Annotated in this window: 18 protein-coding genes; 11 read left to right on the forward strand and 7 right to left on the reverse strand. The window is 40.8% G+C overall.

Annotated features, from left to right (window positions below; all coding sequences use genetic code 11):
* Window positions 1-112: 112 nt before the first annotated feature.
* Together QTN47_RS01485 and QTN47_RS01490 are read left to right on the forward strand one after the other, a co-directional pair.
* Complete coding sequence (locus QTN47_RS01485; protein WP_369327532.1) at window positions 113-1,477, forward strand: FAD-binding protein; 1,365 nt, start codon at window positions 113-115, stop codon at window positions 1,475-1,477.
* A 318-nt stretch (window positions 1,478-1,795) separates the two neighbouring features.
* Complete coding sequence (locus tag QTN47_RS01490; RefSeq protein ID WP_369327533.1) at window positions 1,796-2,314, forward strand: hypothetical protein; 519 nt, start codon at window positions 1,796-1,798, stop codon at window positions 2,312-2,314.
* A gap of 114 nt (window positions 2,315-2,428) precedes the next feature.
* Here the strand turns inward: QTN47_RS01490 and QTN47_RS01495 are convergent, their stop codons facing one another.
* From QTN47_RS01495 to QTN47_RS01505, 3 genes are all read right to left on the reverse strand, one after another.
* Window positions 2,429-3,043 carry an HD domain-containing protein gene (locus QTN47_RS01495; RefSeq protein WP_369327534.1) on the reverse strand — a complete coding sequence of 205 codons (615 nt, stop codon included), beginning with the start codon at window positions 3,041-3,043 and terminating at the stop codon, window positions 2,429-2,431.
* Window positions 3,044-3,136: 93 nt separating this feature from the next.
* Complete coding sequence (locus QTN47_RS01500) at window positions 3,137-3,799, reverse strand: DinB family protein (RefSeq protein ID WP_369327535.1); 663 nt, start codon at window positions 3,797-3,799, stop codon at window positions 3,137-3,139.
* A gap of 367 nt (window positions 3,800-4,166) precedes the next feature.
* Window positions 4,167-7,277 (reverse strand): T9SS type A sorting domain-containing protein, encoded by a 3,111-nt coding sequence (locus QTN47_RS01505; protein ID WP_369327536.1) that lies wholly within the window; start codon window positions 7,275-7,277, stop codon window positions 4,167-4,169.
* A 248-nt stretch (window positions 7,278-7,525) separates the two neighbouring features.
* Here QTN47_RS01505 and QTN47_RS01510 point away from each other — a divergent pair, with 248 nt between their 5' ends.
* The 3 genes from QTN47_RS01510 to QTN47_RS01520 all read left to right on the forward strand — a co-directional run bounded on the left by QTN47_RS01510 (window position 7,526) and on the right by QTN47_RS01520 (window position 11,661).
* Entirely contained in the window at window positions 7,526-8,827 is a 1,302-nt protein-coding gene (locus QTN47_RS01510) for an amylo-alpha-1,6-glucosidase (protein ID WP_369327537.1), read from the forward strand.
* A 135-nt stretch (window positions 8,828-8,962) separates the two neighbouring features.
* Entirely contained in the window at window positions 8,963-10,669 is a 1,707-nt protein-coding gene (locus tag QTN47_RS01515; protein ID WP_369327538.1) for an HAD-IIB family hydrolase, read from the forward strand.
* 47 nt (window positions 10,670-10,716) lie between these two features.
* Window positions 10,717-11,661: a nitrilase family protein gene (locus QTN47_RS01520; protein ID WP_369327539.1), complete on the forward strand. Its 945-nt coding sequence runs from the start codon at window positions 10,717-10,719 to the stop codon at window positions 11,659-11,661.
* A 138-nt stretch (window positions 11,662-11,799) separates the two neighbouring features.
* Here QTN47_RS01520 and QTN47_RS01525 read toward each other — a convergent pair whose 3' ends face one another.
* The 3 genes from QTN47_RS01525 to QTN47_RS01535 all read right to left on the reverse strand — a co-directional run bounded on the left by QTN47_RS01525 (window position 11,800) and on the right by QTN47_RS01535 (window position 14,162).
* Window positions 11,800-12,903, reverse strand: coding sequence for a Fic family protein (locus QTN47_RS01525; protein ID WP_369327540.1), 1,104 nt, complete (start codon window positions 12,901-12,903; stop codon window positions 11,800-11,802).
* 100 nt (window positions 12,904-13,003) lie between these two features.
* On the reverse strand, window positions 13,004-13,387 hold the full coding sequence (locus tag QTN47_RS01530) for a DUF3037 domain-containing protein (RefSeq protein ID WP_369327541.1): 384 nt from the start codon (window positions 13,385-13,387) through the stop codon (window positions 13,004-13,006).
* Window positions 13,365-14,162, reverse strand: a complete 798-nt coding sequence (locus tag QTN47_RS01535; protein ID WP_369327542.1) for a HipA family kinase — start codon at window positions 14,160-14,162, stop codon at window positions 13,365-13,367. The genes QTN47_RS01530 and QTN47_RS01535 overlap by 23 nt, the downstream gene beginning before the upstream one ends.
* A 382-nt stretch (window positions 14,163-14,544) precedes the next feature.
* Here QTN47_RS01535 and QTN47_RS01540 point away from each other — a divergent pair, with 382 nt between their 5' ends.
* The 3 genes from QTN47_RS01540 (at window position 14,545) to QTN47_RS01550 (ending at window position 18,303) form a co-directional block, all read left to right on the forward strand.
* Window positions 14,545-15,531, forward strand: a complete 987-nt coding sequence (locus tag QTN47_RS01540) for an ABC transporter ATP-binding protein (RefSeq protein ID WP_369327543.1) — start codon at window positions 14,545-14,547, stop codon at window positions 15,529-15,531.
* A gap of 386 nt (window positions 15,532-15,917) precedes the next feature.
* Window positions 15,918-17,564, forward strand: a complete 1,647-nt coding sequence (locus tag QTN47_RS01545; RefSeq protein ID WP_369327544.1) for a T9SS type A sorting domain-containing protein — start codon at window positions 15,918-15,920, stop codon at window positions 17,562-17,564.
* A 241-nt stretch (window positions 17,565-17,805) separates the two neighbouring features.
* Entirely contained in the window at window positions 17,806-18,303 is a 498-nt protein-coding gene (locus QTN47_RS01550; protein ID WP_369327545.1) for a DinB family protein, read from the forward strand.
* Between the two features lie 129 nt (window positions 18,304-18,432).
* Here the strand turns inward: QTN47_RS01550 and QTN47_RS28010 are convergent, their stop codons facing one another.
* Window positions 18,433-18,663 (reverse strand): DUF6265 family protein, encoded by a 231-nt coding sequence (locus QTN47_RS28010; protein WP_500683527.1) that lies wholly within the window; start codon window positions 18,661-18,663, stop codon window positions 18,433-18,435.
* Between the two features lie 139 nt (window positions 18,664-18,802).
* Here QTN47_RS28010 and QTN47_RS01555 point away from each other — a divergent pair, with 139 nt between their 5' ends.
* The 3 genes from QTN47_RS01555 to QTN47_RS01565 all read left to right on the forward strand — a co-directional run bounded on the left by QTN47_RS01555 (window position 18,803) and on the right by QTN47_RS01565 (window position 24,120).
* On the forward strand, window positions 18,803-19,162 hold the full coding sequence (locus QTN47_RS01555) for a BlaI/MecI/CopY family transcriptional regulator (protein WP_369327546.1): 360 nt from the start codon (window positions 18,803-18,805) through the stop codon (window positions 19,160-19,162).
* A 10-nt stretch (window positions 19,163-19,172) separates the two neighbouring features.
* Window positions 19,173-20,552 carry a M56 family metallopeptidase gene (locus QTN47_RS01560; protein ID WP_369327547.1) on the forward strand — a complete coding sequence of 460 codons (1,380 nt, stop codon included), beginning with the start codon at window positions 19,173-19,175 and terminating at the stop codon, window positions 20,550-20,552.
* A 178-nt stretch (window positions 20,553-20,730) separates the two neighbouring features.
* The gene (locus QTN47_RS01565; protein ID WP_369327548.1) at window positions 20,731-24,120 is read left to right on the forward strand and encodes a glycosyltransferase family 117 protein; all 3,390 of its coding nucleotides are present in this window, start codon (window positions 20,731-20,733) and stop codon (window positions 24,118-24,120) included.
* Window positions 24,121-24,276: the final 156 nt, after the last annotated feature.

The following is a 24,276-nucleotide window of genomic DNA, read 5'->3' on the forward strand; positions in this document are numbered from 1 at the left end:
AATATATTCTTTATCGCTCCAGAAGAAGTAAATTTATATGCAAGCAATAACCAAACTGCTGATCTACAAATAATCGTTCCTCTTAATTGCTGACAACTTAAAAAAATAATCCATGGATAAAAGAACATTCATACAAACAATGTCGGTTTTAACCGGTGGTGTAATTTTATCAGATCTAACTGGCTGCAATTCTTCTCAAAAACCTACTCCAATGAACGGGCATCTTACAAACTGGGCTGGCAATTTAACTTACAGTACTGATCATGTGCACTATCCAACGTCGGTTGAACAGGTACAGGAAGTTGTTAAAAAGTGTAATAAGATCAGGGCGCTTGGATCAAGACATTCATTCAATACAATCGCAGACAGTACAGAAAACCAGCTCTCGCTACAGCAGATGAATAAGGTATTATCGTTAGATAAAACGGCAAATACGATAACCGTACAGTCCGGAACACGCTATGGTGATTTTGCCCCATATCTTGATGAAAACGGCTATGCTTTGGCAAACCTGGCTTCATTGCCACATATTACTGTTGCAGGAGCTTGTGCCACCGGCACACACGGCTCTGGTGTAGACAATGGGAATTTATCTACCTCGGTTTCTGCAATTGAATTTGTTAATGCCGCAGGGGATGTTGTTGCCCTTTCAAAGAACAAAGACGGAGATAAGTTTTATGGTGCCGTCGTTAATCTTGGCGCGATCGGCATACTCTCAAAAGTTACCCTTGATATTATACCAACCTTTAAAATGAAACAGGTTGTATATCTTAATATGCCAATGGAGGAATTAAGGAATAATTTTGCAGACCTTGAATCTAAAGGTTATAGCGTAAGCCTGTTCACCGACTGGAAAAATAAAAACATTAATGAAGTCTGGATAAAAAGCCGCGTTGTTGACGATGATAATACAACGGCCGCGCCGGAATTATATGGTGCAAAACTTGCCACAAAAAATATGCATCCTATAGCAGATCAGTCAGCTGAAAATGTTACCGACCAAATGGGCATTCCAGGCACGTGGTATGAAAGAATGCCGCATTTTAAAATGGGTTTTAAGCCCAGCGCAGGAAAAGAATTACAGGCTGAATATTTTGTGCCTATTGAAAATGCCTATGAAGCTATAATGGCTGTACAAAAACTAAATGAAAAAATATCACCCCACCTCTTTATAACGGAAATACGCACTATTAAAACTGATGAACTCTGGATGAGTCCTTGTTATAGGCAGACCTCTGTCGCAATCCATTTTACATGGAAGCAGGAGACAGACGCAGTAATGAGTTTGTTGCCGTTGATTGAAGCACAACTTTCTCCTTTCAATGCTAAGCCACATTGGGCAAAGCTGTTTACAATGCAGCCACGTATTTTACAATCACGTTATAAAAGGCTTTCAGATTTTAAACAACTGGTTGCTGAATATGATCCCTCCGGAAAGTTTAAAAATGAATTCTTGCAAAAGAATATTTATAGCTAACCAATTTATTGTAGTTGTTATTTTTTGTTTAGTTAGTTCACCGTTATATGTGACATGAATTTATATGTTCTGGTGCTGATGCCTGGTGGTATTGTATCCCTTAGTTTAACCTGAGCTCGCGCTTAAAGCCGGGCTTGTCAATCCTGTAAGCCTCTATAGAATGCATGGGCGATGTGTGGAAAAGGGTAGATGATTGGAATAAACGATTGATGCAATCTAAATAGATGAAAATTTTTTTAAATCAGGAACGAATATGGCAAATATACAGTCATGCTATTGGACAATATATAGTTAATCCTTTTTATTAAATCACCTGATATGAAATTACTTGTCGCGATAGTATTAATTACTTCGTTTTTTTCGTGTAAAAAAGACAGTATACAGTACGCCAGTGAATTTGAAAAAAGCAAGCAGGCCTGGAATAGCTATAAAGCATCAATAGGAAATTCCTATTCTTATATCATTTATAGCGGTTCAGTGTTTGGCGGTTATGCAGAGACTAAAATAACGGTGCGGAACGGAGCTGTAAAAGGCAGAAGTTATTTGGCCGGCAGTTATGTGTATAATCAGGGACAAGCACCCTTATTGCAAATCATGAGATCCTGGACTGAAGATAGTGCAGCCTTAAATACGCATCAGGAAGGTGATGCGGCGGTTCTGCTTGATGAAATTTATGCCCAGGCGCCCACAGTTTGGCTGAATGTAGAAAAGAAAAAGAATGATGTCTATTTTACTTCTGATTCAATTGGTCTGATAACGAGTTGCGGTTATGTGCCTAAAGGTTGCCAGGATGATTGTTTTATTGGGGTTCATATTAAATCAATAACTCCGTTGTAGTTTAATGACCGGAGTTTTGGTTTATATCCCTCAAGCCCAATGGCTACAAAAAAGCCCTTTGAAAAGATTATTACTCCAATTATATGGTGTAGATCTTATTAACGGTAAATGCATTTATGCTTTCTGTTTACTAAGCATCGGCTGATGTTTGATGATGAATGCTATCAATGTATCAAGTGAAATGCCGGCGCGTTCACACGCATCCTGGATGTCATCACGCGATACATTCGCTGCAAAGCCTTTTGATTTCAGTTTCTTTTTCACGCCTGCCAAATCCATACCTTCATAACCTGTTTCTCTCATTAGAGAATAAGCGTGGACAAGCCCGGATAGCTCATCAAATGCATACAACATCTTATCCATCGTTGTTACCGGATCAACGCCAAAATAAGATGGTCCGTGTGATGCTATAGCACGTATAATTTCAGGATCGACATTACGCTGCTCCAGTTCTTCCACTATTTTTCTGCAATGAAGATCCGGCCATTGTTCCCAGTCTGCATCATGGAGTAATCCAGCCATTTCCCAGCGCCATTGATCAGCTTCGTCAAGTCCTTCTGCTTCTGCCGCCCATCGTTGCATAAGATATGCTACCTGTTGCATGTGTACACGCAATTTCTCATTTGGTACCCAATTGTTAAGAAGCGTGTAAGCTTCATCTCGGGTTAAGACTCTATTCTTATTTTCTTCGTTGCCGAAAACAGTTCTATTGAGTAGGCGATCTGTCATGAAATTACGGTTAGGTTATCTGAGCCGGGCAAAAGTATCGCAAAGAAATTACGGTTCACCTTTTTGCCGATTACCAAACAATATTAAATTTTTTTATTCAGCCTTAGACTTACTCCCCGGCAACCTCTTTCTTATCACCGTTATCTGACCCCTGTGGTTTGATTCGTGTTCGCAAACATGAAACCATTTGCAAAAATTGTTGGTGGGTTGGTTATTAAAGAAATGTGGATCTACCTGAGCCAGCCATTTGTGATCCCGCTTTTTAAATTCGTCAAGTGTTTTCTGGCGAACTTCGTGTAGGGCGTTTAAATAATAATCCAGATTGTTGCCCTTGATCTGTTTTCTGCCTTCGTCGCCCAGTTCCATTGCAACACCCCATTTCTTTTTATTTTCATCGCTAAAATCCTTGAGGTTGTTGAATGTAAGATCCTGATACACTGTATCAGTCGCGGCAAGATGAAGCAACAGCGCTCCGATGGTGTTTGATTTGTCGTCAATTAAAAAGTCGAGATCCTGTTGAGTTAAGCCATTCACAGCATTAATGACAGACGCCCTGTTCCATGCCATCATGGAAACCAAAATGCCGATCTGCGGAGAATATCCTTCTAACGGACCAATAATGTTGAGATTATCGTCGGCATAAGGGCTGGCGTAACCAAGCATCGGCAGGGCGGACAATGAACTTGCTCCAGCTATGGTCAATGCGGTTTGTTGAATGAATGTCCTTCTGTGTAATGCGGTTGAATTGGTCTTCATACAATTTGTTTTGTGTGGTGATGAATGTTTCTATTTAGTGAGTAAAGAGAAAATGTTGTTGCCTTGCTGTACTTAAACGAGTAACTGTGTTAGAAAGAGCCTTTTAGTAACGGTGAAGCCTGCCTGTTAGCAATGAAAACGACATTGAAACTACAAAATCCACCGGGTATTATCGAATGGCCATGTTTAAAAAATTAATTACGCCAGGTCCCCATATTGCAATATTGCCTGTTCTGATACCTGATTTATGCCAACCAGCCTGTGCCTGCATTGCGCCCGATTCTTCACTACCCAGTACCCCGCGGCGCAAGCAAAGGGCAGGCAAGCTTTTTAGTCCGAGGCTTTTATGTTGTCGTTTTATAAAGTATTATCTGGCTATAAGCATGTTTTTGGTTGCTATTAATTTGCCATCAACATATAATGAATAATAATAAGTGCCAGACGCGAGTGTTCTTGTATTTACATTCAAGGACCCCTTTCCGCTTCCGCTTACATTTATGGTCTGCAATACTTTTCCACCCTGTTCTGTAATAACTATCTGCGCCTTTGTGAAGGCTGTTGGAAGTGTATAGCCAATGGTAGTTGAGTTGTTAAATGGATTAGGAACATTTTGATCAAGAGATGCGCTGCTAACGTTTACACTGGTAGATGAAGGCATTTTTAACATTGCCTCAATTCTGTCAAGTCTCGATTGAATAGCATCATTCTCTTGTTTGAGAGAGAGATTTTCCTGCTTCAGATCCTCATTTTCTTTGTTTAGTTCTTGTACAGCCTTTACCAATGGTACCACAAAATCCGCATAACTTAGTCCGTATAGATCGTTGTCGTTTTGTGGTTTGTATAAGCCACTGAAATCATAGCTGATCTTTTTTGCAGCGGTTTCCACTTCCTGTGCAACAAAGCCTGTATATAGTTTTTTTTCTTTTGCAGCTATAGATTTATCCTCTACAGTTTTGGCCTGCACAAATCCATCCCCGTCAGCTGATTGATCTTCCGTTCTTCTTTGTGTAGTTCCCATCGCATCATTCATGCCGTGAATGTTATAGTAATAGGTGACCGGACGAAGCTTCAGTATAAATTCAAGTCCCGGCACATTTTCTTTCAAATCCTTTTTATAACGGCCATCAGAATAAATAACAAAACTGCCTGCTGCTTTAACGGCAGTAACAGATGTATTCCCCAGCATCACCTGGTTGCTGGCGGTGGCTATAGCCAGGTTGCCAAGTGCTGTGGAATTGGATAAATTATTTTTGCCGTCATCCGCACCATACCCGATAAAAGTATTTGAGCTGCCAATGGTTACAGTGTTGCCGGCGTGGTAGCCTATATAGGTATTGTTGGGACCAGTACTATTGTTGATGCCTGCTTTTGAGCCAAGTGCAGTGCTATGTCCTCCGCCAGTTAAATTATACAAAGCAGAATCGCCTATTGCTACCAGGTTGCTGACTCCATTGTTTTTATAGAGGCTCAGAATACCTATGGCTACATTTGAATTTCCATTTTTGTTGTTATACAGTGCAGCAAATCCGCTGGCGGTATTATAGTTACCTGATTGATTATTTAAAAGAGAATTAACACCAGAGGCTACGTTATCATTTCCGGATGTGTTTTGATAAAGGGAGTAGTCGCCGGTTCCGGTATTGTTAGATCCGGATAAGTTGTGAAAAAGTGAAGCTCCTCCCAAGGCTGTATTAGTATTGCCGTTTACATTGAGTCGTAAACTCTCATATCCAAGAGCAGTATTTGCATCGCCTGAAATATTGCTATACAATGAATAGCTGCCTACAGCAGTGTTCCCGCTTTCTGTAATATTGTTGTACATTGCCATATATCCCAAAGCTGTATTTAAATAACCGGTGGTATTAGAAAATAAAGCTTTTGAACCGATGGCCGTATTGAACTCGCCGCCCCCTGTACTTTGACTATATAAGGCAGAATCGCCAATCGCTACAAGGTTGTGACCGTCCACATTTTTAAATAGTGCATTCGTACCAATTGATACATTAGAATATCCTGTAGTGTTTGAAAACGCTGACTGATAGCCGTAAGATGTATTGGAACTGCCTGATGTGTTTCTTGATAAAGCAGCAATGCCTGTTGCAGTGTTGTTAGAGCCGGAAGTATTGGAATACAAAACAACTCCACCGATACCTACATTATTGCTGCCAGAATTGTTTGTATATAGTGCGTGGCTGCCATAAGCAACATTCTCGTTCCCTGCTACATTAGTATATAAAGTGTATGATCCTGTTGCCGTATTGTCGTTCCCCGTAGTATTTGAAAACAAGGATTTATGGCCTACCGCAACATTGCCCCCTAAGCCAGCAGACTGGTTAAACAGTGCGGAGTCTCCTACTGCAACCAAATGAGTTCCGGTTGTATTTAAATTCAACGCGGCCATTCCTAGTGCGACATTGCCGAAGCCGGTTGTATTTGAATAAAGGGAGGAGGTGCCCATGGCAGTGTTAAACTGCCCGGTGGTGTTCTTGTACATAGCCTGTGCGCCCACTGCAACATTGTAGTTGCTTGTTGTAGCGTTTGTTAAGGCGCCTGCACCAATTGCTGTATTTGAAAATCCTGAAGTGTTAGATAACAATACGTTGTGCCCAACCGCAGTATTATCATGCCCGTTTGTGTTGTTATAAAGTGAAAGACTTCCCACGGCAATATTAAATGATCCTGTAATGTTTGCCAGCATTGTGCTGGAGCCAATCGCAACGTTGTACGATCCCGTTGTGTTAGCATACAGAGCTGCCGATCCCAGGGCTGCATTATTGCTGCCGGTGCTTGTGCTGAACATAGCTCTGTAACCGGATGCGGTATTATTATTACCAGTGGTGCTACTGAATAAAGATTTCGATCCAACGGCTGTATTGTTACCTGTGCTGCCGTTCTGGTTAAACAATGCTGAATCGCCTATTGCAACGAGATTTCTGCCCGAGGTATTTTTAAAAAGAGCATTTATGCCAATTGCAATATTTGAATAACCGGTGGTATTTGAATACGCTGATTGCGTGCCTACAGCTACATTGTTATTTCCCGTTTTATTATTGTTAAGCGATCTGTATCCGATGCCCGTATTGGCAATGCCCGAAGTATTACTGGTTAACGCATATGTTCCTGCACTGGCGTTATAAGAACCTGTAGTCAGCGCATGCAGGCCCTGTTGGCCGATTGCGGCATTGTTTGTGCCTGTGAGCGATGTATTCCCTGCATTATTGCCCATAAAAAAATTACCTGTGCCTCTTGCATGGATTGTAAGTGTATTTTTGAAATAGATTTGGCTGTCCAGGTAAATTGTCCGCCATCCTTTTGTGTTGCTGCCAATATCTTTAGCGTTATCCAGCGAAGGTGTAAGGGATTGGTTTACCGAAGTCGGAGAAATAAGGTTTGATAAGGATGTGTTTGCCTGGGAAAAAGCAAAAAGGGCATTGCATAACGGTACAATTGATAACACTGCAGTGCGGAATGTTTTCATACAAATGAATTTAGAGTTATAAAAAAATGACAGAAAACCGGATGCAGATATTGTGGAGGTTGGAACAAAATAAATAATGTGCCTTATAAATGCAAGAGTGCTAATGAAAAATGGCTTTCAAAGGCTAAAATAGGACAGCAGCTTCGCAGGGAGGCGCAGGCTTCGGACAGTCAGGCCTTGTTACGAAAATGACACAGCTTTCATAATAAGAATTTCGGTACATTCGTGTAATTTTAATATGTCTGAACATGCGAACAAAGTTTATTCTATTATCTATTTTGATGTTTGCTTTCTCTGCATCTCTTGTTGCTCAAAACAAGAAAGAGCTTGCCAAAAAAATATTATCTGATAAGAAAATGGATACCGTTTATGCAATGGCTGAAAAGCTATTGGCTAAAGGGTTTAATGCGGGCGACGGATATCCGCAGGTTTGGATCCGGGACATGAATACGTTTATTGAAACATCATGTAAAGTGTACAATACCGATACTATTCGCAAAAATTTGCTGACGTTTTATCGTTTGCAGCAACCGAACGGAGAAATTGTTGATGGGTATGTGTTGAAAGGACATGTTACGTGGAATGATCCCAATATATACACAAGTGATCTCGACCCCGGGCACGTAGGATTTAAAAATACGGTTGAGACGGATCAGGAAACATCGTTGATACAGGCTATTGCCAAATACATACGTGTAACGGGAGATGCTTCAATTTTAAACGAAAAGATCGGTGGAAAAACTGTGTTGGAAAGGATGGCTTTTTCTATTGATTATTTATTAAAGAACAGGTATTCTGAAAAATATCAATTGTTAACCGGGGCAACCACACAGGATTGGGGTGACGTGCAAATTGAAGGAGGTGCTGTTGTGGATGTAGACGAAAATACGCACTGGGCAATTGACGTGTATGATAATGCAATGTTTGTAATTGCGCTAAATGATATGATTGGCTTTACAAAACTAACTGCCGGCAAGCAAAAATGGATGAATCTGAAGCAGTTAACTTCCACTAACATTCGCAAATATTTGTGGGATGAAAAGAATCACAAATTTATTCCGCACCTGTATGTTAATGGTTCTCCCTTTCCTGCTGATTTTGACGAGAACAAAATGCATTATCACGGCGGAACAGCAGTGGCTATTGAAGCTGGCCTTCTGTCAAAAGAAGAAATCGCGTTGGTAAACAAACAGATGTTAAAAAATGTAGCGTTGTCTGGTGCGCCTTCCATCGGGCTGACTATTTATCCGCCTTATCCTGAAGGGATCTACAAAAACTCCAATGCATCCAAACTGTATGTTTATCAAAATGGCGGCGACTGGCATTGGTTTGGCGGAAGAATGATACAACAATTAGTTGCCAACGGTTTTCCGCAGGAAGCATATGATGAAATTCAGCCAATGCTCAGTATCGTGCTCAAACACAGTAAGTTTTATGAGTGGTATGGTGTGCATGGAGAGCCAAGCGGTAGTGGTGATTTTAAGGGAAGTGCAGGGGTGTTGTCTACAGCTATTGTAATGCTTCGTGACTGGGCACAGAAAAATAAATAAAGCCTGGTTTTAGATAATGTATGCCGGAACTGTATTGGTCCGGCTTTTTTTATTTGGGGTGCTTCCGGTCGAATCTTTAATTATTAAATAAACTACGCATTTGAAAACTGGTATAATTGATGCTTTATTGATTATATGAGATATTTTGTACTCGCAACCGATTATGATGGTACCATTGCTCACAATAGCACTGTTCCTAAAGAAATTGTAGAGTCACTCAAAACATTAAAGGCAAGCGGCAGGACCATCATTTTAGTCACCGGCCGTGAGCTGGATGAGCTAAAAGACATTTTCTCCGATCACAATATTTTTGACAGGATAGTGGCCGAAAATGGCGCACTCGTTTATAATCCTGCAACACTGGAGGAGACCCTGCTGGGAGATGCTCCGCCGAAAGAGTTTGTAGAAGAACTTAAAAGGCGTGGTGTGCATCCGGTTTCAGCAGGCAGGGTAATTGTTGCTACCTGGGAGCCGCATCAAAATACTGTGCTGGAAGTCATTAAGCAGTTTGGCATTGAACGTCAGATTATTTTTAATAAAGGCGCAGTAATGATTTTGCCTCCCGGTATTAATAAGGCAAAAGGACTTAAAGCAGCGCTTATTGCTTTAAAATTTTCTTTTCACAATGTTGTAGCTGTAGGGGACGCTGAAAATGACAGCGCAATGTTGCAGGCGGCGGAATGTGCAGTCAGCGTATCGAACGCGTTGCCTGCGTTGAAAGATATGAGTGACCTGGTAACGGTTGCTGATCATGGTTATGGCGTTAAAGAATTAATTGAACAGATACGGAACGATGATCTGGCATCACTGGATGAAAAAATGCAAAGGCATTATCTTGAAATAGGTAGCCGCTTTGACAATGCGCCTTTTATGGTAAGTCCCTACGGTACCGGAATTGTAGTTGCGGGTAGCAGCGGGGGAGGAAAAACAACTTTGACCGCAGCGTTTATGGAATCATTAACTGCATCAGGATACCAATATTGCCTGATAGATCCGGAAGGAGATTACCTGGAGATGAAAGGCGCTGTTGCAGTCGGTGATGCTACGCAACCGCCGGCTATTGAGCCTTTGATGCAATTGCTTGAACAGCCACAACAAAGCGTGGTAGCGTGTACGCTGGCGCTTTCAATGAACGAAAAGCCGGTTTTTTTACAGCAACTCCTGGCTGAGATACTTAAACTAAGGCAAGATAAAGGTCGCCCACATTGGTTAATATTAGATGAAGCGCATCATCTTGCGCCGGTAGCCGCAGATGTGGATACATTTTCTTCCTTGTCCGTTTTTTCCAATTTTATGGCCATTACTACAAAACCTGAATTACTTCATAAACCATTATTGGAAAGGACAAATACTGTTATTGCAGTAGGTGAAGATCCGGAGCAGACAATCGATACTTATGCTGAAATAATTGGCGTTGAGAAACCTATAGTTAATAATGCGAAGTTGCAAAAAGGGGAAGTGCTCGTATGGCAAAGGGAATCAGGGGAAGTGCCTTTTCTCGTCAGGACAAAGGCTCCTCAACAGGTTTTGCAAAGACATAAGAGGAAGTACGCCACCGGGGATATGGCGGAAAATAGTTTTTATTTTACCGGTCCTGAAAATAAACTCAAGCTTAAAGCCAACAATCTTCAGACTTTTATGCAGTTGGCAGAAGGTGTGGATGATGACACCTGGTTGTTCCATTTGCGGAATCATGATTATTCAAAGTGGATGAGTGATAAAGTGAATGACAATGCATTGGCCGAACAGGTAGAGCGGGTTGAAAACATGGAGCCGGACGCATTGGCTTCCCGCGAATCTATTTCAAAGTTGATACAGTTACATTATACCGGCCAGGGTTAAGTTTGATGAGCTTGTGTAGTTGTATATTTGGAAAAACGAATATCGATATGCAGCCTGTAAAAATCGCTACTGCGCAGTTTGAAAATAGAAGTGGTGACAAATCCTATAATCTCTCTGTAATTGAAAAATTAGCCGCACAGGCTTCCAGTGCCGGTGCTGACGTTATTGCTTTTCATGAATGCTCTGTAACGGGCTATACTTTTGCACGCAATCTTTCGAAAGATCAAATGCTTGATCTTGCAGAATTCATTCCCGGTGGTAACACAGTGAGAAAACTAACGGAGATCGCATCTGCGAACAATATTGTTGTCCTGGCCGGTTTGTTCGAAAAAGATGATGCAGATAAATTGTATAAGGCGTATGTATGTGTTGATAAAAATGGCCTGGTTGCAAAATATCGCAAGTTGCATCCTTTTATAAATCCGCACCTTACTCCCGGGGATCAGTATGTAGTTTTTGATTTGCTTGGTTGGAAGTGTGGTATCCTGATTTGTTATGATAACAACATCATCGAAAATGTGCGTGCGACAAAGCTGCTCGGAGCAGATATTATTTTTATGCCGCATGTAACCATGTGCACGCCTTCTACAAGACCAGGTGCAGGCTTTGTTGATCCGCAGTTATGGTATAACAGGGAAAATGATCCTACCTCTCTCAGACAGGAATTTGACGGATTAAAAGGAAGAAGCTGGCTGATGAAATGGCTGCCGGCAAGAGCTTATGATAACGCGATTTACGCAATCTTTTCTAATCCAATCGGGATGGATGATGATCAGCTGAAAAACGGGTGCTCGATGATCCTGGATCCTTATGGAGACATTATTGCTGAATGCAGAAGTTTTAATGATGAGTTTGTGATTGCCACACTAACTCCTGATAAATTGACTCGGGCCGGTGGACACCGCTATATTAAGGCCAGAAGGCCGGATCTGTATAAAGATATCATTGGTCAGGATAACGTGCCGGAGCAAAAGGTTGTGTGGATGAATTAAGAGCTGGTTGCAGCCGTTTAAAACTGTCCTACACTTAAAAGTGCAGGACAGTTTTAAACAGCCAATTAAGGGCTGACTGTAACGCGTAATTTGTCCTGCACTTTCAAGGTGTAGGACAAATTATGACGTATAGCAAAATCATATGTTCAACGAATAATTTGTGCTTCGGCCGCCACCTTCAACACGCAATGCCTTGGTTTCAAGAAGCAATTGCAAGTCTCTTGTGGCTGTAGCTTTGGACGATTTTGTGATCGACATATATTTTTTTGCAGTCATTCCTCCCTTAAAACCTTCAGGGCCTGCATCAAGCATTTTATTGATCACTTTGAGCTGGCGTTCATTCAATACCTCCTTATGTCTGTCGAAAAATCTTGATTTTGTAAGAGTGAACTCAATTAATTGCTTAGTTTCTCTTTGAGCGCTCAGTAAAGTTTTAGTGAAATATTTTATCCAATTAGTGATATCCGTACTTTTTTGGGCTTCTTTCAAAGCATTATAATAGCATTTTTTGTCGGCCTCAATTGTTCGCGAAAGGCTTAATACTACCGGCCGGCCAATAGTTTGGGATAGCGCTTTTTCTGTTATTGCACGACCTATTCTTCCATTTCCATCTTCAAATGGATGGATGGATTCAAAGTATAAGTGAGCAATGGCTGATCGAACAGGCGCCTTTTTTATTTCTTTTATACTTCCGGGAGCAGTTTCGTTAAACCACTGGATAAATTGTTTCATCTCAGAAGCAACTGCGGTAGAAGGCGGTGCTTCAAAATGGATCGTTTCTTTTCCTATTGGTCCCGAAATAACCTGCATGGCGGATCTGCCTTTGCGCCAGGCTCCGGACGTAATGCCAGGGCTGCCTTTCATTAACAACGTGTGCCACTCAAATAGTTTTTCCCCTGATAAAGTTTCGGCATACGTTTCTCTTATGTTTACCATGAGTTCGCCGGCGCCTTTTGCTTTAACATCTTTGATGATGTGAGATGCTTTGTGAATGCCAAGTCTGTTTTTTATTGATGAAACCACATCCTGTCTGCTAAGATTCTCTCCTTCGATCTCTGATGTTTTAATGGCTTCAGTAACCATGATATTTATGATTGTCGCTATTTGTAAGTCTATGGGGATAGCCTGTAGTAAGCCCGAAACAAGCCCGGTTTCCCCGGCAAATGCGAAAAGATCATCTTCAATTTCTGTAAGATTAAAATTAAAATCAGGCCAATTGGGAAGTTGCCAATTATATTTCATGAGCCGATTATTTAACTTATTCGGCTCAAATATAACAAAAAATGAGCCGATTAGTATTGCTAATCGGCTCATACAATTATTATCAAAATCCCGCGGCTGACTACAAAACCAGTTGTGTAAATAGTTTATCCAAGGCATGTTCCATATCGCCGCAAAGTCCGGGATGTGTTTTTGATGTTTGTACAATTGTGCTGCGCGTTGCAGTAAGCCACCTGAAACGGGAAGGTGGATCCAGTTTGCTGATAGGTCCGCCGTTTTTATTTCCTTCTGCGATTAATAAGAATGCATTAAGGTATTCTTTTAATTGTGCAATGTCTGCATCTCCATTAAAAGCTTTTATCTTTTGCTCGTCTATGTTAAACCTCGCCTGCAGAAATTGGAGTCTTTTGCAAAAAAGAATAACACCCACGTTGAGAAATTCCTCCCGCTCAACCAATGGCACATAGCGTATTACAGCGTACTCAAATAAGTGTTTTTCTTGCATGTTGGGCCTCATTTACAAAGATGTGAGAATTGTTTATCCTGGTGTTGATGAATTGCGCATAAACCTGCCTCATTTCTGCCGGCGTTTCATCTGCTGCTCCATTTACCAACCATTCATCCGGAATCAATGATACAATGTGTTCAATACGTTCCGGTGTTAGCCTGCCACGCATTTCCGCATCTATTGATTCAAGCTTCGAGGCTTGTGGTAATAACACATGATCCTTAATCTGCACAAAAGGGCGTTCTGCCTGTTGTTGCCAGTTGTGCCATGAGTGGTGAAAATATAAAGATGCACCATGATCTATTAACCAAAGTTCCCTGTGCCACATCAGCATATTGGTATTGCGTGCGGTGCGGTCAACATTGGTGAGCAGGCAATCCATCCAGACAATTTTAGACGCCAGCTCCTCATCAATTTTTGTTACTGCGGGATCGTAGGTAATAGCACCAGAAAGATAATGCAGTGCAAGATTCAGCCCTGTGCTGGCCTTTAACAAATCCTGGATTTCCTCATCAGGCTCGGTCCGGCCGAAAGATTCGTCAAGTAACGCAAAGACCAGTTCCGGAACTTTTATTCCGAGTATCCGCGCAACTTCTCCCCCTATAAGTTCTGCAACGAGGGCTTTTGTTCCCTGCCCGGCACCCCTGAATTTTAATACATACATAAAGCCATCATCCGCCTCGGCAATAGCCGGCAACGAACCTCCTTCCCGCAACGGCGTAACATAACGTGTTACCTGTACGGTTCTGATCTCTGGTTGTTTGTAATTCATGGTGCGAAAATAGGGAATGGCTGTGAGCTGTGAGGTATCAGGTTTCAGGTATCAGGTATCAGGCGTGAGGTTTAAGGTATGAGGTGTGAGGAGTGTGTGCAATTGAGATGTGAAGTCGACGAGGCGCGGTTTGATATTTATCTAATTGTAAATTTTTATAGAGTTGAGGTGTCCAGCGATATTGGTTGTAGATATCATACTTGTATGGTAATCAGTTTTTATCGGTCCTGCTGATAATATGAGCTATTCTTGCCCCTTGCAAAAGCTGTTAGCCGCCTGGCACACCTTATTCCTCAAACTTCATGCCTTATACCTCACTCCTGATACCTGAAACCTGATACCTCACACCCCACACCTCCTCGCTAATCCTTATTTTTGACGAATGAATTTTCTACAAGTCGCCAATATATCACGGACAGAAAGAGATGAACAAGCCTTATCGAACGTAAGCTTTACGCAACCCGCTTTTCATAAGATTGCGGTGGCTGGGGAGACAGGATCTGGGAAAAGTTCCCTGCTTAAAATTATTGCCGGATTGACGCAGCCGGATTCCGGAAATGTTTTTTTTGAAGATGTTCGTATTGAAGGTCCGGCGGAAAAACTAATTCCCGGCCATAAGGGCATCGTGTATTTATCTCAACAATTTGAATTGCCTAACTTTTTGACTGTCGCGCAGGTGCTTGAATATGTGAATGAATTACCCGAGGAAGAAGCGCAGGCCCTATTCAAAATATGCCATATCAATCATCTGATGAAACGCAGGACGGATCAGCTATCCGGCGGTGAAAAGCAGCGTATAGCCCTGGCCCGTTTACTGATCACTTCTCCAAAACTATTGTTGCTGGATGAGCCGTTCAGTAACCTGGATATGATTCATAAAAGCACACTTAAATCTGTAATTCATGATATCGGCGAGCATTTAAAGATTACGTGCATACTCGTATCTCACGATCCGCTCGATACATTATCCTGGGCTGATGAAATTATTGTTTTAAAAGAAGGTAAAATTGTGCAGCAAGGTTCGCCACAGGAAGTATATCAACATCCCATAAATGAGTATGTAGGAGGATTGTTTGGAAAGTATAACCTCATTGCACCGGATAAAACAAGCGCTTTTGCAGCGCTATCCATAGAACAGCCCGCCGGTAAAAAAATGTTCATAAGACCGGAAAACTTAATTGTCACGGAGGACACATCAGCCAGTCACTCAATAAGAGGTGTCGTAAAAAATAGTTCTTTCTTTGGACACGATTACGAAATAACTGTCATGTTGCCGGAGAATAATATTGTAATCAAGCATTCAGAGCCTTTAGTTAAAGGGTCTGTAGTCAGTCTTCAGCTGAGAGAAAATGGTGTGTGGTTTATATAACGGTCCGCGCATTTATGCTGTTGGCAGGTAGTTTGGTTTAAATTTAATACCTCTCCAAAGGAGTATCCTGTCAATTCGTTTTGGAAGATCTGCGTATTTGCTCTGTGACGCTCAGTGTTTTCTTCGTGTGCCTCTGTGTAACTGTATTTTTTGTTTTACAGAGGAAAGTCAGAAATAAAAACGGACATTTAGCCCTAAATGAACAATAATTTGTCCTCCATAATCTATTGTAGTTGTCATAGATCAATACAAGCATGACTTACTCCAGCTTAAAATCCCATCAAGGTTCATTAAAAATCTACTGTAAATCGATGAATGGATATTCCAGGTTGTAAAAAATCCTAATTTTTGTTACGGTTACTTTTAAAATCTAATATCCAGCCAAAATGACGAAACCATTCATTGGCGTCATACTGTTGCTTCATGCAATGGTGTGTTGCTATGCAAAAACAATTTCCTTAACTACCCCTACAACTGTCGGAAAGGTTTATATAACGAATCCCGACGTTTACAATTACACTCCCGGAGACACTTTTTTTATCGGACACTCTATTAGTGGCCTCAATCTTTACAATGTAAAAGGATCACCGGACAAATATGTAGTTGTTACAGCCGCCGAAGGAGTTACAATTAACGGCGGAGTAGTGATCGCGTCTGCAAAGTTTGTAAAGTTTCAAAACCTCAACATAAATGCAGGGCGGTTAACAATGGGGTTTAAAGCGCAGTATTGCTCTGATATAACGCTTGACAACATCCAGGTTACGGACGCTACTATTGGTATTTCTATCAAGAATGACCCGAAAGACAATGATCCTTCAACGTATTACCCGGTAACAATAAATAACCTGGTGATCAATAATTGCAGCGTAAAGAATTGCAATAATGAAGGGTTTTACCTTGGTCACACATTTTCTGCTCCGTTGTACAATCAAATTCCATCGCCAATTATGGGGCTGACAGTTTCTAATGTGTCAGTTGAAAACACAGGCTGGGATGGCCTCCAGATCACAAATGCACAGAATTGCAAGGTAAACGGAGTTACTACTGTTAACACCGGCACTGCCAATCAAACAGGACAGAAAAGTTGCGTGGCACTTCAGGATGCAGTTACCGGTTCATTTGAAAATATTAATTGTAAAGATGCTACAGGTGGATTGACAATTTTAGGAAAAGGTGAATTTGTAATAAAAAATGTGACGCTTGATCATGTAGCTACGTCAGCAGGTGCATGCGCTTTTTTTGTCGACAATAGAAGTGACAGGGGGCTTAATTTACCTCCCCGGAAGTTAATGGCTGAAAACATAAGTATTCTTAATGGAAATAAAAGTGCCAGACTTCCAGTGTACGTGCTGAACAGTAGTGGTTTCGGAGCATTGGCACAACAGGGCATTGTAAAGAATTTAAAATATAACGCTGAAGAATGGGCCGCACCGGGCAAGGTTGTTGACTATGTTCCTAACGTATATATAACTGATACTACAAAACAAGTAGAGCAAGCTCCGCCTGTCGACTCATCTTCGTCAACATTGCAACCGTCGCCCGTTTCTCCTGTTGATTCAGTAATTGCTCAGGCTCCGCCGGAACCGTTACCACCGGTAGATTCAACTTCGTCTACAGTGTCGGTATTGCCAACGGCGCCCATAGGTTCAGCATCTCCTGGTCAGTCGTCAAATCCAACATTGCCAACGGAACCCGTATTGACGTTAAATCCTTCAAAACCACTGGAGCCAACAAAGCCTGTTAGCACATCGCCAGGAACCTCAGTGCCAGCAGCAAAAAAAGATACAGGGTTTATTAAATTGTATTCCAATCCCAATAACGGAAGATTCCGGGTTGCCTTTACGCTGCCTCAAAAGAGTAAAATAAAAATGCTCATCGTATCTATGTCCGGCAATGTTGTATATCAAAACCAATGGAACAAAATAGATTACCTGGATCAGATGATCAGTTTGCCTTCAACCGGCATGTACATATTGAAAGTTATGTCAGACAGCGGTTTCGAGGATATGAAAAAAGTAATTGTTGTCAAATAGGATGAATTAAGTAAGATGCCAATGCAGGCATATTTTATGTACTCATTTAATTATTATAAAAGAAGCTTTAGGGCTTCTTTTTTGTTTATGTCACTATATTTTCCGCTTGTTGATTATAGAACGCGAACTTTTCAAATTATCATTTGTATTCAGAAGAGATTTTTTTAAATAAAAAAAACTTCCTGCCATAATGTTGTCACAAGGCGGTGGTTTCTTTGAGGTAACAACAAAATCAAACGATATGTCTACTATTCAAATCTTCTTAAAAGAGTTAAAAAACGAGTCAGAAACTACACGTAAAATGCTGTCAAGAATTCCGGATGACAAATATGATTGGAAACCTCATCCTAAGAGTATGAGCATAAGACAACTTAGCACGCACCTGGCCGAGTTGCCAACATGGATAACCATGACGTTGAATACAAGTGAGCTTGACTTTGCAACTAGCCCCTACAATCCAAAACCTATCGACAATACAAAGGAGTTGATGGCGTATTTTGAAGAGTCATATCAGGATGGTAGATCTCATTTGGAAAAGGCGAAAGAAGAACAGCTTGCGGAAAGCTGGACACTACGTAACGGAGATCAGGTTTATTCGACTTCTCCAAAAGCTGAAGTAATAAGAATGACTTTAAACCAGATTGTCCATCATCGCGCACAAATGGGCGTATTTCTCCGTTTGCTGGATGTTCCGATTCCCGGAAGCTACGGGCCAAGTGCAGATGAAATGAGTTTCTAGAAGTTGTTGAATAGTGATACAAATGCTGTTTCCAGGCAACATGGACTGTTGCCGGGAAACAGCATTTTTGACTTTTGACTTTTTAATTTTTACTTTGACTGAAGACCAGGTAAATCGTACTCGTGAAGCTTATCTCGCCTCATAATTAAACACTATCTTCTCCCACTTACCTTCTTTATTCATTTCATCCAGCTCAATATCCATATGTGCTTCATCACGTCTTATATAAGACAGGCGAACTTTTTTATCAGGTGCTTCAAAAACAGCTTTATTGTCTTTACATGAAATCAGGGGATAAGCACTGCGAGGTCCGTTATTTTGGGTTTCGTTTGTTGAGCGTCTGTTTGTTGAAGAATGAATAAGTTTAGGCTAAACAACAAGATTTTCATTTGCATAAGTTTAGACAGAGATAAAAGCCTTTCTAAGTTATAATTTTCATAATACAGAATTTGGTTTTTTTTGTTTACGAAATGTTCGTAGGTTTACGAAAATTTCGTAAATGGAAAAGTTGAGTCACCAGGAAGAGGATGTTATGCATGTGATCTGGAATGTTGGAGAAGGGAATGTAAAAACCTTCCTGGAAGCTATGGATGAACCAAAGCCACCCTATACCACGTTGGCGTCAACAGTGAAGAATCTTGAGAAGAAAGGCTTTTTACAAAGTTCACTTGTTGGTAATACCTATTTATACAAACCGCAGATAACCGAAGAAGACTATAAGAAGAAGTTTATGCAGGGATTTGTTCAGAATTACTTTAACAGCTCTTACAAGGAAATGGTTAATTTCTTTATTCAGCAAAAGAAGTTAAAGCCTAATGAACTGAAGGAGTTGATTGCCATGATTGAAGAAAAAAAATAAAACATTCTATATGCCTGCGTTATTTGAATATATATTGAAAATGTCGCTTTGCATTGGAGCGACTTACCTGTTTTATCATTTTGCGCTAAGGCGCATTACGCATTATCAATGGAACCGCTGGTTTCTGCTTTTATTTACGCTGTTTGCATTTATGATACCGGTGATTAATATTGGCATATTGATGCAACCTGAAAAATTGCAGAATGTCGTCTTTATAAGAAGTATTCCCACAATAAATAGCACAACGTTCAACAACAATCAGGGTCCGTTAGGTCCACATATTGATTGGTGGAAATGGATTGGCATCGCATTCATGGTCGGAACAATTGTATTGGTTGTAAGATTGTTGATCCAGTTGTATTCATTGAAGCGCTTGCAAAACAGGTCTGAACTTTTAAAAAGCGGCCCTGTTAAAATTTTTCATGTAAACGATAATATAGCACCGTTTTCATTTCATCAAAGTATCTACCTGAATAAAGATGAATACAATGAACAAGAGCTTCAAGAAATCGTTCAGCATGAGTTGGTACATGTACAGCAAAAACATACCATTGACATGCTGATAGCTGAATTTGTATGTATTTGTAACTGGTACAATCCTTTTGCATGGCTAATAAAAAAGGCCATCAAGGAAAACCTTGAATTTATTGCCGATGAACAGGTGTTAAATGCGGGTGCCGATCACAAAGCCTATCAATATCTGCTGTTAAAGGTCGGAGGTAATACACCATTACAAATAACCAATAATCTGAATTTTTCTTCGTTGAAAAAAAGAATTTATATGATGAACAAAGGGCGCACCGGTAATGCTCATCTGCTTAAATTCTTTTTTATTGTTCCTGTCATTTGTATGTTGCTGGTGCTATTTCGCGGGCAACCGGATAAAAGAACAACAGCTTCAAGAGAACGTACGCTTTTAACTGCCGAGTCATTCAGCGTGGGAAAACTTACCTACTTTATAAAAGATCCGGCTATTGAAGCTATCATAAAAAATGATCAACCAAACTCTTTGCTGAAGCCAGGCGGCGAGCTGAGTCTGTCCTTAATGCAGGATGAAAAAAGCAGGCTAACATCATTACTGAAGAAAAAAGGTTATTCAAATATTGATAGTCATGCCATCACTTTTATGATGGATACTTCCTTTTCGGCAAAGAATTTTTCGGTTCAAATAATTATCGATCTGCCGGCTAATAATACTGCTGTCAGACAGAACAAATCAAATGAAGACAATGCACGTATCAGTGTAGATGAAATTTTGCAGGCAAGAAATAATGAAAGTGTTGCTTACAGTACAGTTGAAGAAAAAGATAATACAAGGATAGAACATGCAGTTCAAAAAAACACAGGTGATAAAACTGTAAACGATAAAACTCAAACAAATCTTAGGTAAGTTACTTAGCTAAATCAATCAACAAACATATAAGATCTGATTTGCGATGGTTGTGGCCAATTATACAGCCGTGTAATTCTATTGCTAATCAACTCTTTTTTTTGATTCGAAAAATCAAATAGTAGAGTTATGTCCATAGCTGAAAGCTCAGAGCTTAATAAAATTAAAATAAGCATACATGAATTTTAGAAAGATCAATAACATTGCCGGATGGCTTGTGTGTCTTGCCGCATGCGCTGTTTATTTGCTGACCATTGAGCCAGGAGGAAGTTTGTGGGATTGTGGTGAGTTTGTAAGTACTTGTTTAAAGCTGCAAATACCGCATCCGCCGGGGGCGCCGCTGTTTGTGTTGCTGGGCCGTCTTTTTATTGTTCTGTTCGGTGATAATCCTATGACGGCCGCAAAAGCTGTAAATGTTATGTCTGCAATGGCAAGTGGGTTTACTATTCTCTTTCTGTTCTGGAGCATTACACACTTTGCACGGAGAATGGTGGTAAAAGATAAAACACTTGCAATAGATTTTTCGCAAGTCATTACAATCATAGGTGCAGGCGTTGTAGGTGCAGCTGCTTATACTTTTTCTGATTCGTTTTGGTTTAGTGCAGTAGAGGGTGAAGTATATGCGTTAAGTTCATTCTTTACAGCCATTGTATTTTGGGCGGCGCTTAAATGGGAGGAACAGGCAAACGAACCGGGTGCGGACAAATGGTTGATATTTATATTCTTTCTCATTGGCTTGTCTATCGGCGTGCACTTATTATGTCTGCTGTGTATCCCGGCCATTGTTATGATTTATTATTTCAAAAAAGCAGCAGGGTTTAACTATGCGCGCCTGCGTAAATATTTTATCAGAAGTGTGATCATTCTTGGCGCATTGGGTTTTATCGGTGCTATATTAAGTGCGCAGGGAGAAGCGAATGAGGAACGCGGAATTCCGGCAGATAATACGGTGGCTGCGTTGATATTTTTTGGAGCGCTAATATCCATCGCTGTTCTATTCATCATCGAGAGAGTTGGCAAAGCAAGAAAAACATATTACGGCGGAGCTTATATTTTCCTGGTGTTGAGTGTAGTTATTCTCGGTATTGTTCAGGTGGGGTTGATCCAGTATACCGTAAAAGTTGCTGGTAGTTTTGATGTGTTTTTCGTTAACAACCTTGGGCTGCCATTCTTTTCCGGATTTGCGTTTTTCTTCATCCTGTTAGCAGTACTTATCTGGTTTGGGTTACGATATGCAGGTAAAAAGGATCTGCCATATTTAAGGTTGTCGTTATGGGGCGTCGCGTTTATATTGATTGGCTATAGCATGTACATCACTACCATGTTGAGGAGTAATGCCGATCCCGGCATTGATGTCTTTAATGTTGATAATCCGCAAAGTCTTGCAGGTTATCTTGGACGCGAACAGTATGGTGACTTCCCGATTCTTTATGGCCAAAAATTTAACGCGCAGCCTGTAGACTATAAAGAAGAATCAGAAAAATTTCAAAAAGGCGAACATAAATATATTAGTGCGGGTAAGCGTGGTCATTATGTTTTTATGCCGCAGGATAAAATGGTATTTCCGCGTATGTGGGATATGACCAATGATCAGAATCATGCTGATTACTACGCGTTCTTTATGAATGTAGGTAAGTTGAAAGATGGTAGCTACGCAATAGATAAAGATGAGAATGGCTTGTATACCAAACCTGGTTTCTATGATAATATGCGGTTCTTTCTTAACTACCAGACCAGTTTTATGTACCTCCGTTATTTTCTCTGGAATTTCAGCGGCAGACAAAATGATATCGAGGGAGTTTTTTCAGCGAATGTTCGTGATGGTAATTGGATAACAGGTATTCCGTTTGTTGACAACTCCATGTATGGAGATCAAAAGTTAATGCCTGACAGCCTGAAGCAAAATAAAGGCCACAACAAGCTATTTATGTTGCCGCTTGTTCTTGGTTTGCTTGGCTTGTTTTTTCAATACAAAAAGAATAAGGAAGATGCATTTGTTTCTACACTGCTTTTCTTTATGACGGGTTTTGCCATTATAATCTATCTCAATCAACCAGGCTTTCAGCCAAGGGAAAGGGATTATGCTTATGTAGGTTCATTTTATGCGTTTAGCATATGGATAGGATTGGCGGTTCCGTTCTTTGCAGAGATGATCGTCAACCGGAATATGAAGATGATAAAAGATGTTGCATTGTACGGATTGCTTTGCAGTCTGCTCATAGTATTTACGGCAGCATCCGGTAACGGAGGCGCATTTGTGGCAGGTGTCGGTTTCGTAATTGTCTTTATGCTTACAGCCATCGCTTTGCCATCTGCATTTCGCGCATTATCCAATAAAAAAGCAGTGGCATCAGTATCATTTATTGTTGCATTTGCCGTTCCGGTATGGATGGCAATACAGGAATGGGATGATCACGACAGAAGCCACAAACAAACAGCTCGGGACTTGGCGAAAGATTACCTCGAAAGCTGCGCACCAAATGCCATCTTGTTCAGCTATGGGGATAATGATACGTATCCGCTTTGGTATGCACAGGAAGTGGAAGGGATTCGTCCGGATGTCCGGGTTGTTATCACTTCGTTGCTTGCATCGGACTGGAACATTAATCAGCTTCGCTACAAAATAAATAATAGCGATCCGGTTGACGTGATCTGGTCCAAAGATCAGATTGAGGGCGGCAAGCGGGATTTTGCAGTGTATCGTCCTCAACCGCAATATCCTGAAAACAAATTTTACGATCTGTATAGTGTTATGAAGAATTATGTGGGCGACGATCGCAATGTTGATGAACGGGGATACAATATTTTTCCCGTTCGTAGTTTAAGCATTCCGGTAGATGAGGCTACAGTGCGCGCTAACGGCACAGTAAATAAAAATGATAGTATTGTTAAAAACATCAATTTCACAATTCCCACAACTACGCTTTATAAAAATCACCTGGCTATTCTAAGCATCATTGCAGCTAATCAATGGAAGAGGCCCATTTACTTTACAATGCCTTATAGCGATTTGGGTTTTGGCGAATATTTTAGGAGAGATGGACTGGCTTACAGATTGGTGCCGGTTTTAAATTCAAATGTCAATACGGCTCGAATGACCGATGTGGTGATGAATAAGTTTGGCTTCGGAAATGCAAGTCATCCAAATGTATATTTTGATGAAGAAAACCGGAGGCAGCTATCCATTATAAGAAGGGCGGATGCAGAGCTGTCATTAAATCTGTTTTTTGAAGGAAAAAAAGAAGAGGCAAGACGTGTTGTTCAATACACCGATAAAATGATACCTGACACAAATATGCCATATGGCATGGTTTCGCGCGGCAATGATCACAACCGCGTGTCAATGATGATGCTGGAGGCCTGTTATCGCGCGGAAGATAATGTGCTGGCGGATAAAATATATGATTCTGTAAAACGCGATCTCGATCAGCAGATCAGGTATTATGACTCGCTTGATGGTAACATGGCCGATGCAATGGAATACGAAAAAAATAATGCCCGGGACATGCTTTCCCAGCTCAATAAATTGAAATCGGTTTTAAAAGACAAAAAGCCGGTTGCTATGTAATAGGACTTAAAATTTTATTATAGGTTAAAAAAGATAAATCCGCATAGTGCCGGTGGATTAAACAAATAGACATTAAAATGAAATCAAAATCGGTCTGTAGTGTTTGAACAATCGACGTGAAATAATTGCTATTTGTGTTTCATTGCTTGTATTTTA

The organism is Danxiaibacter flavus, from assembly GCF_041060425.1.
In the GTDB taxonomy this organism is placed as follows: domain Bacteria; phylum Bacteroidota; class Bacteroidia; order Chitinophagales; family Chitinophagaceae; genus Danxiaibacter; species Danxiaibacter flavus.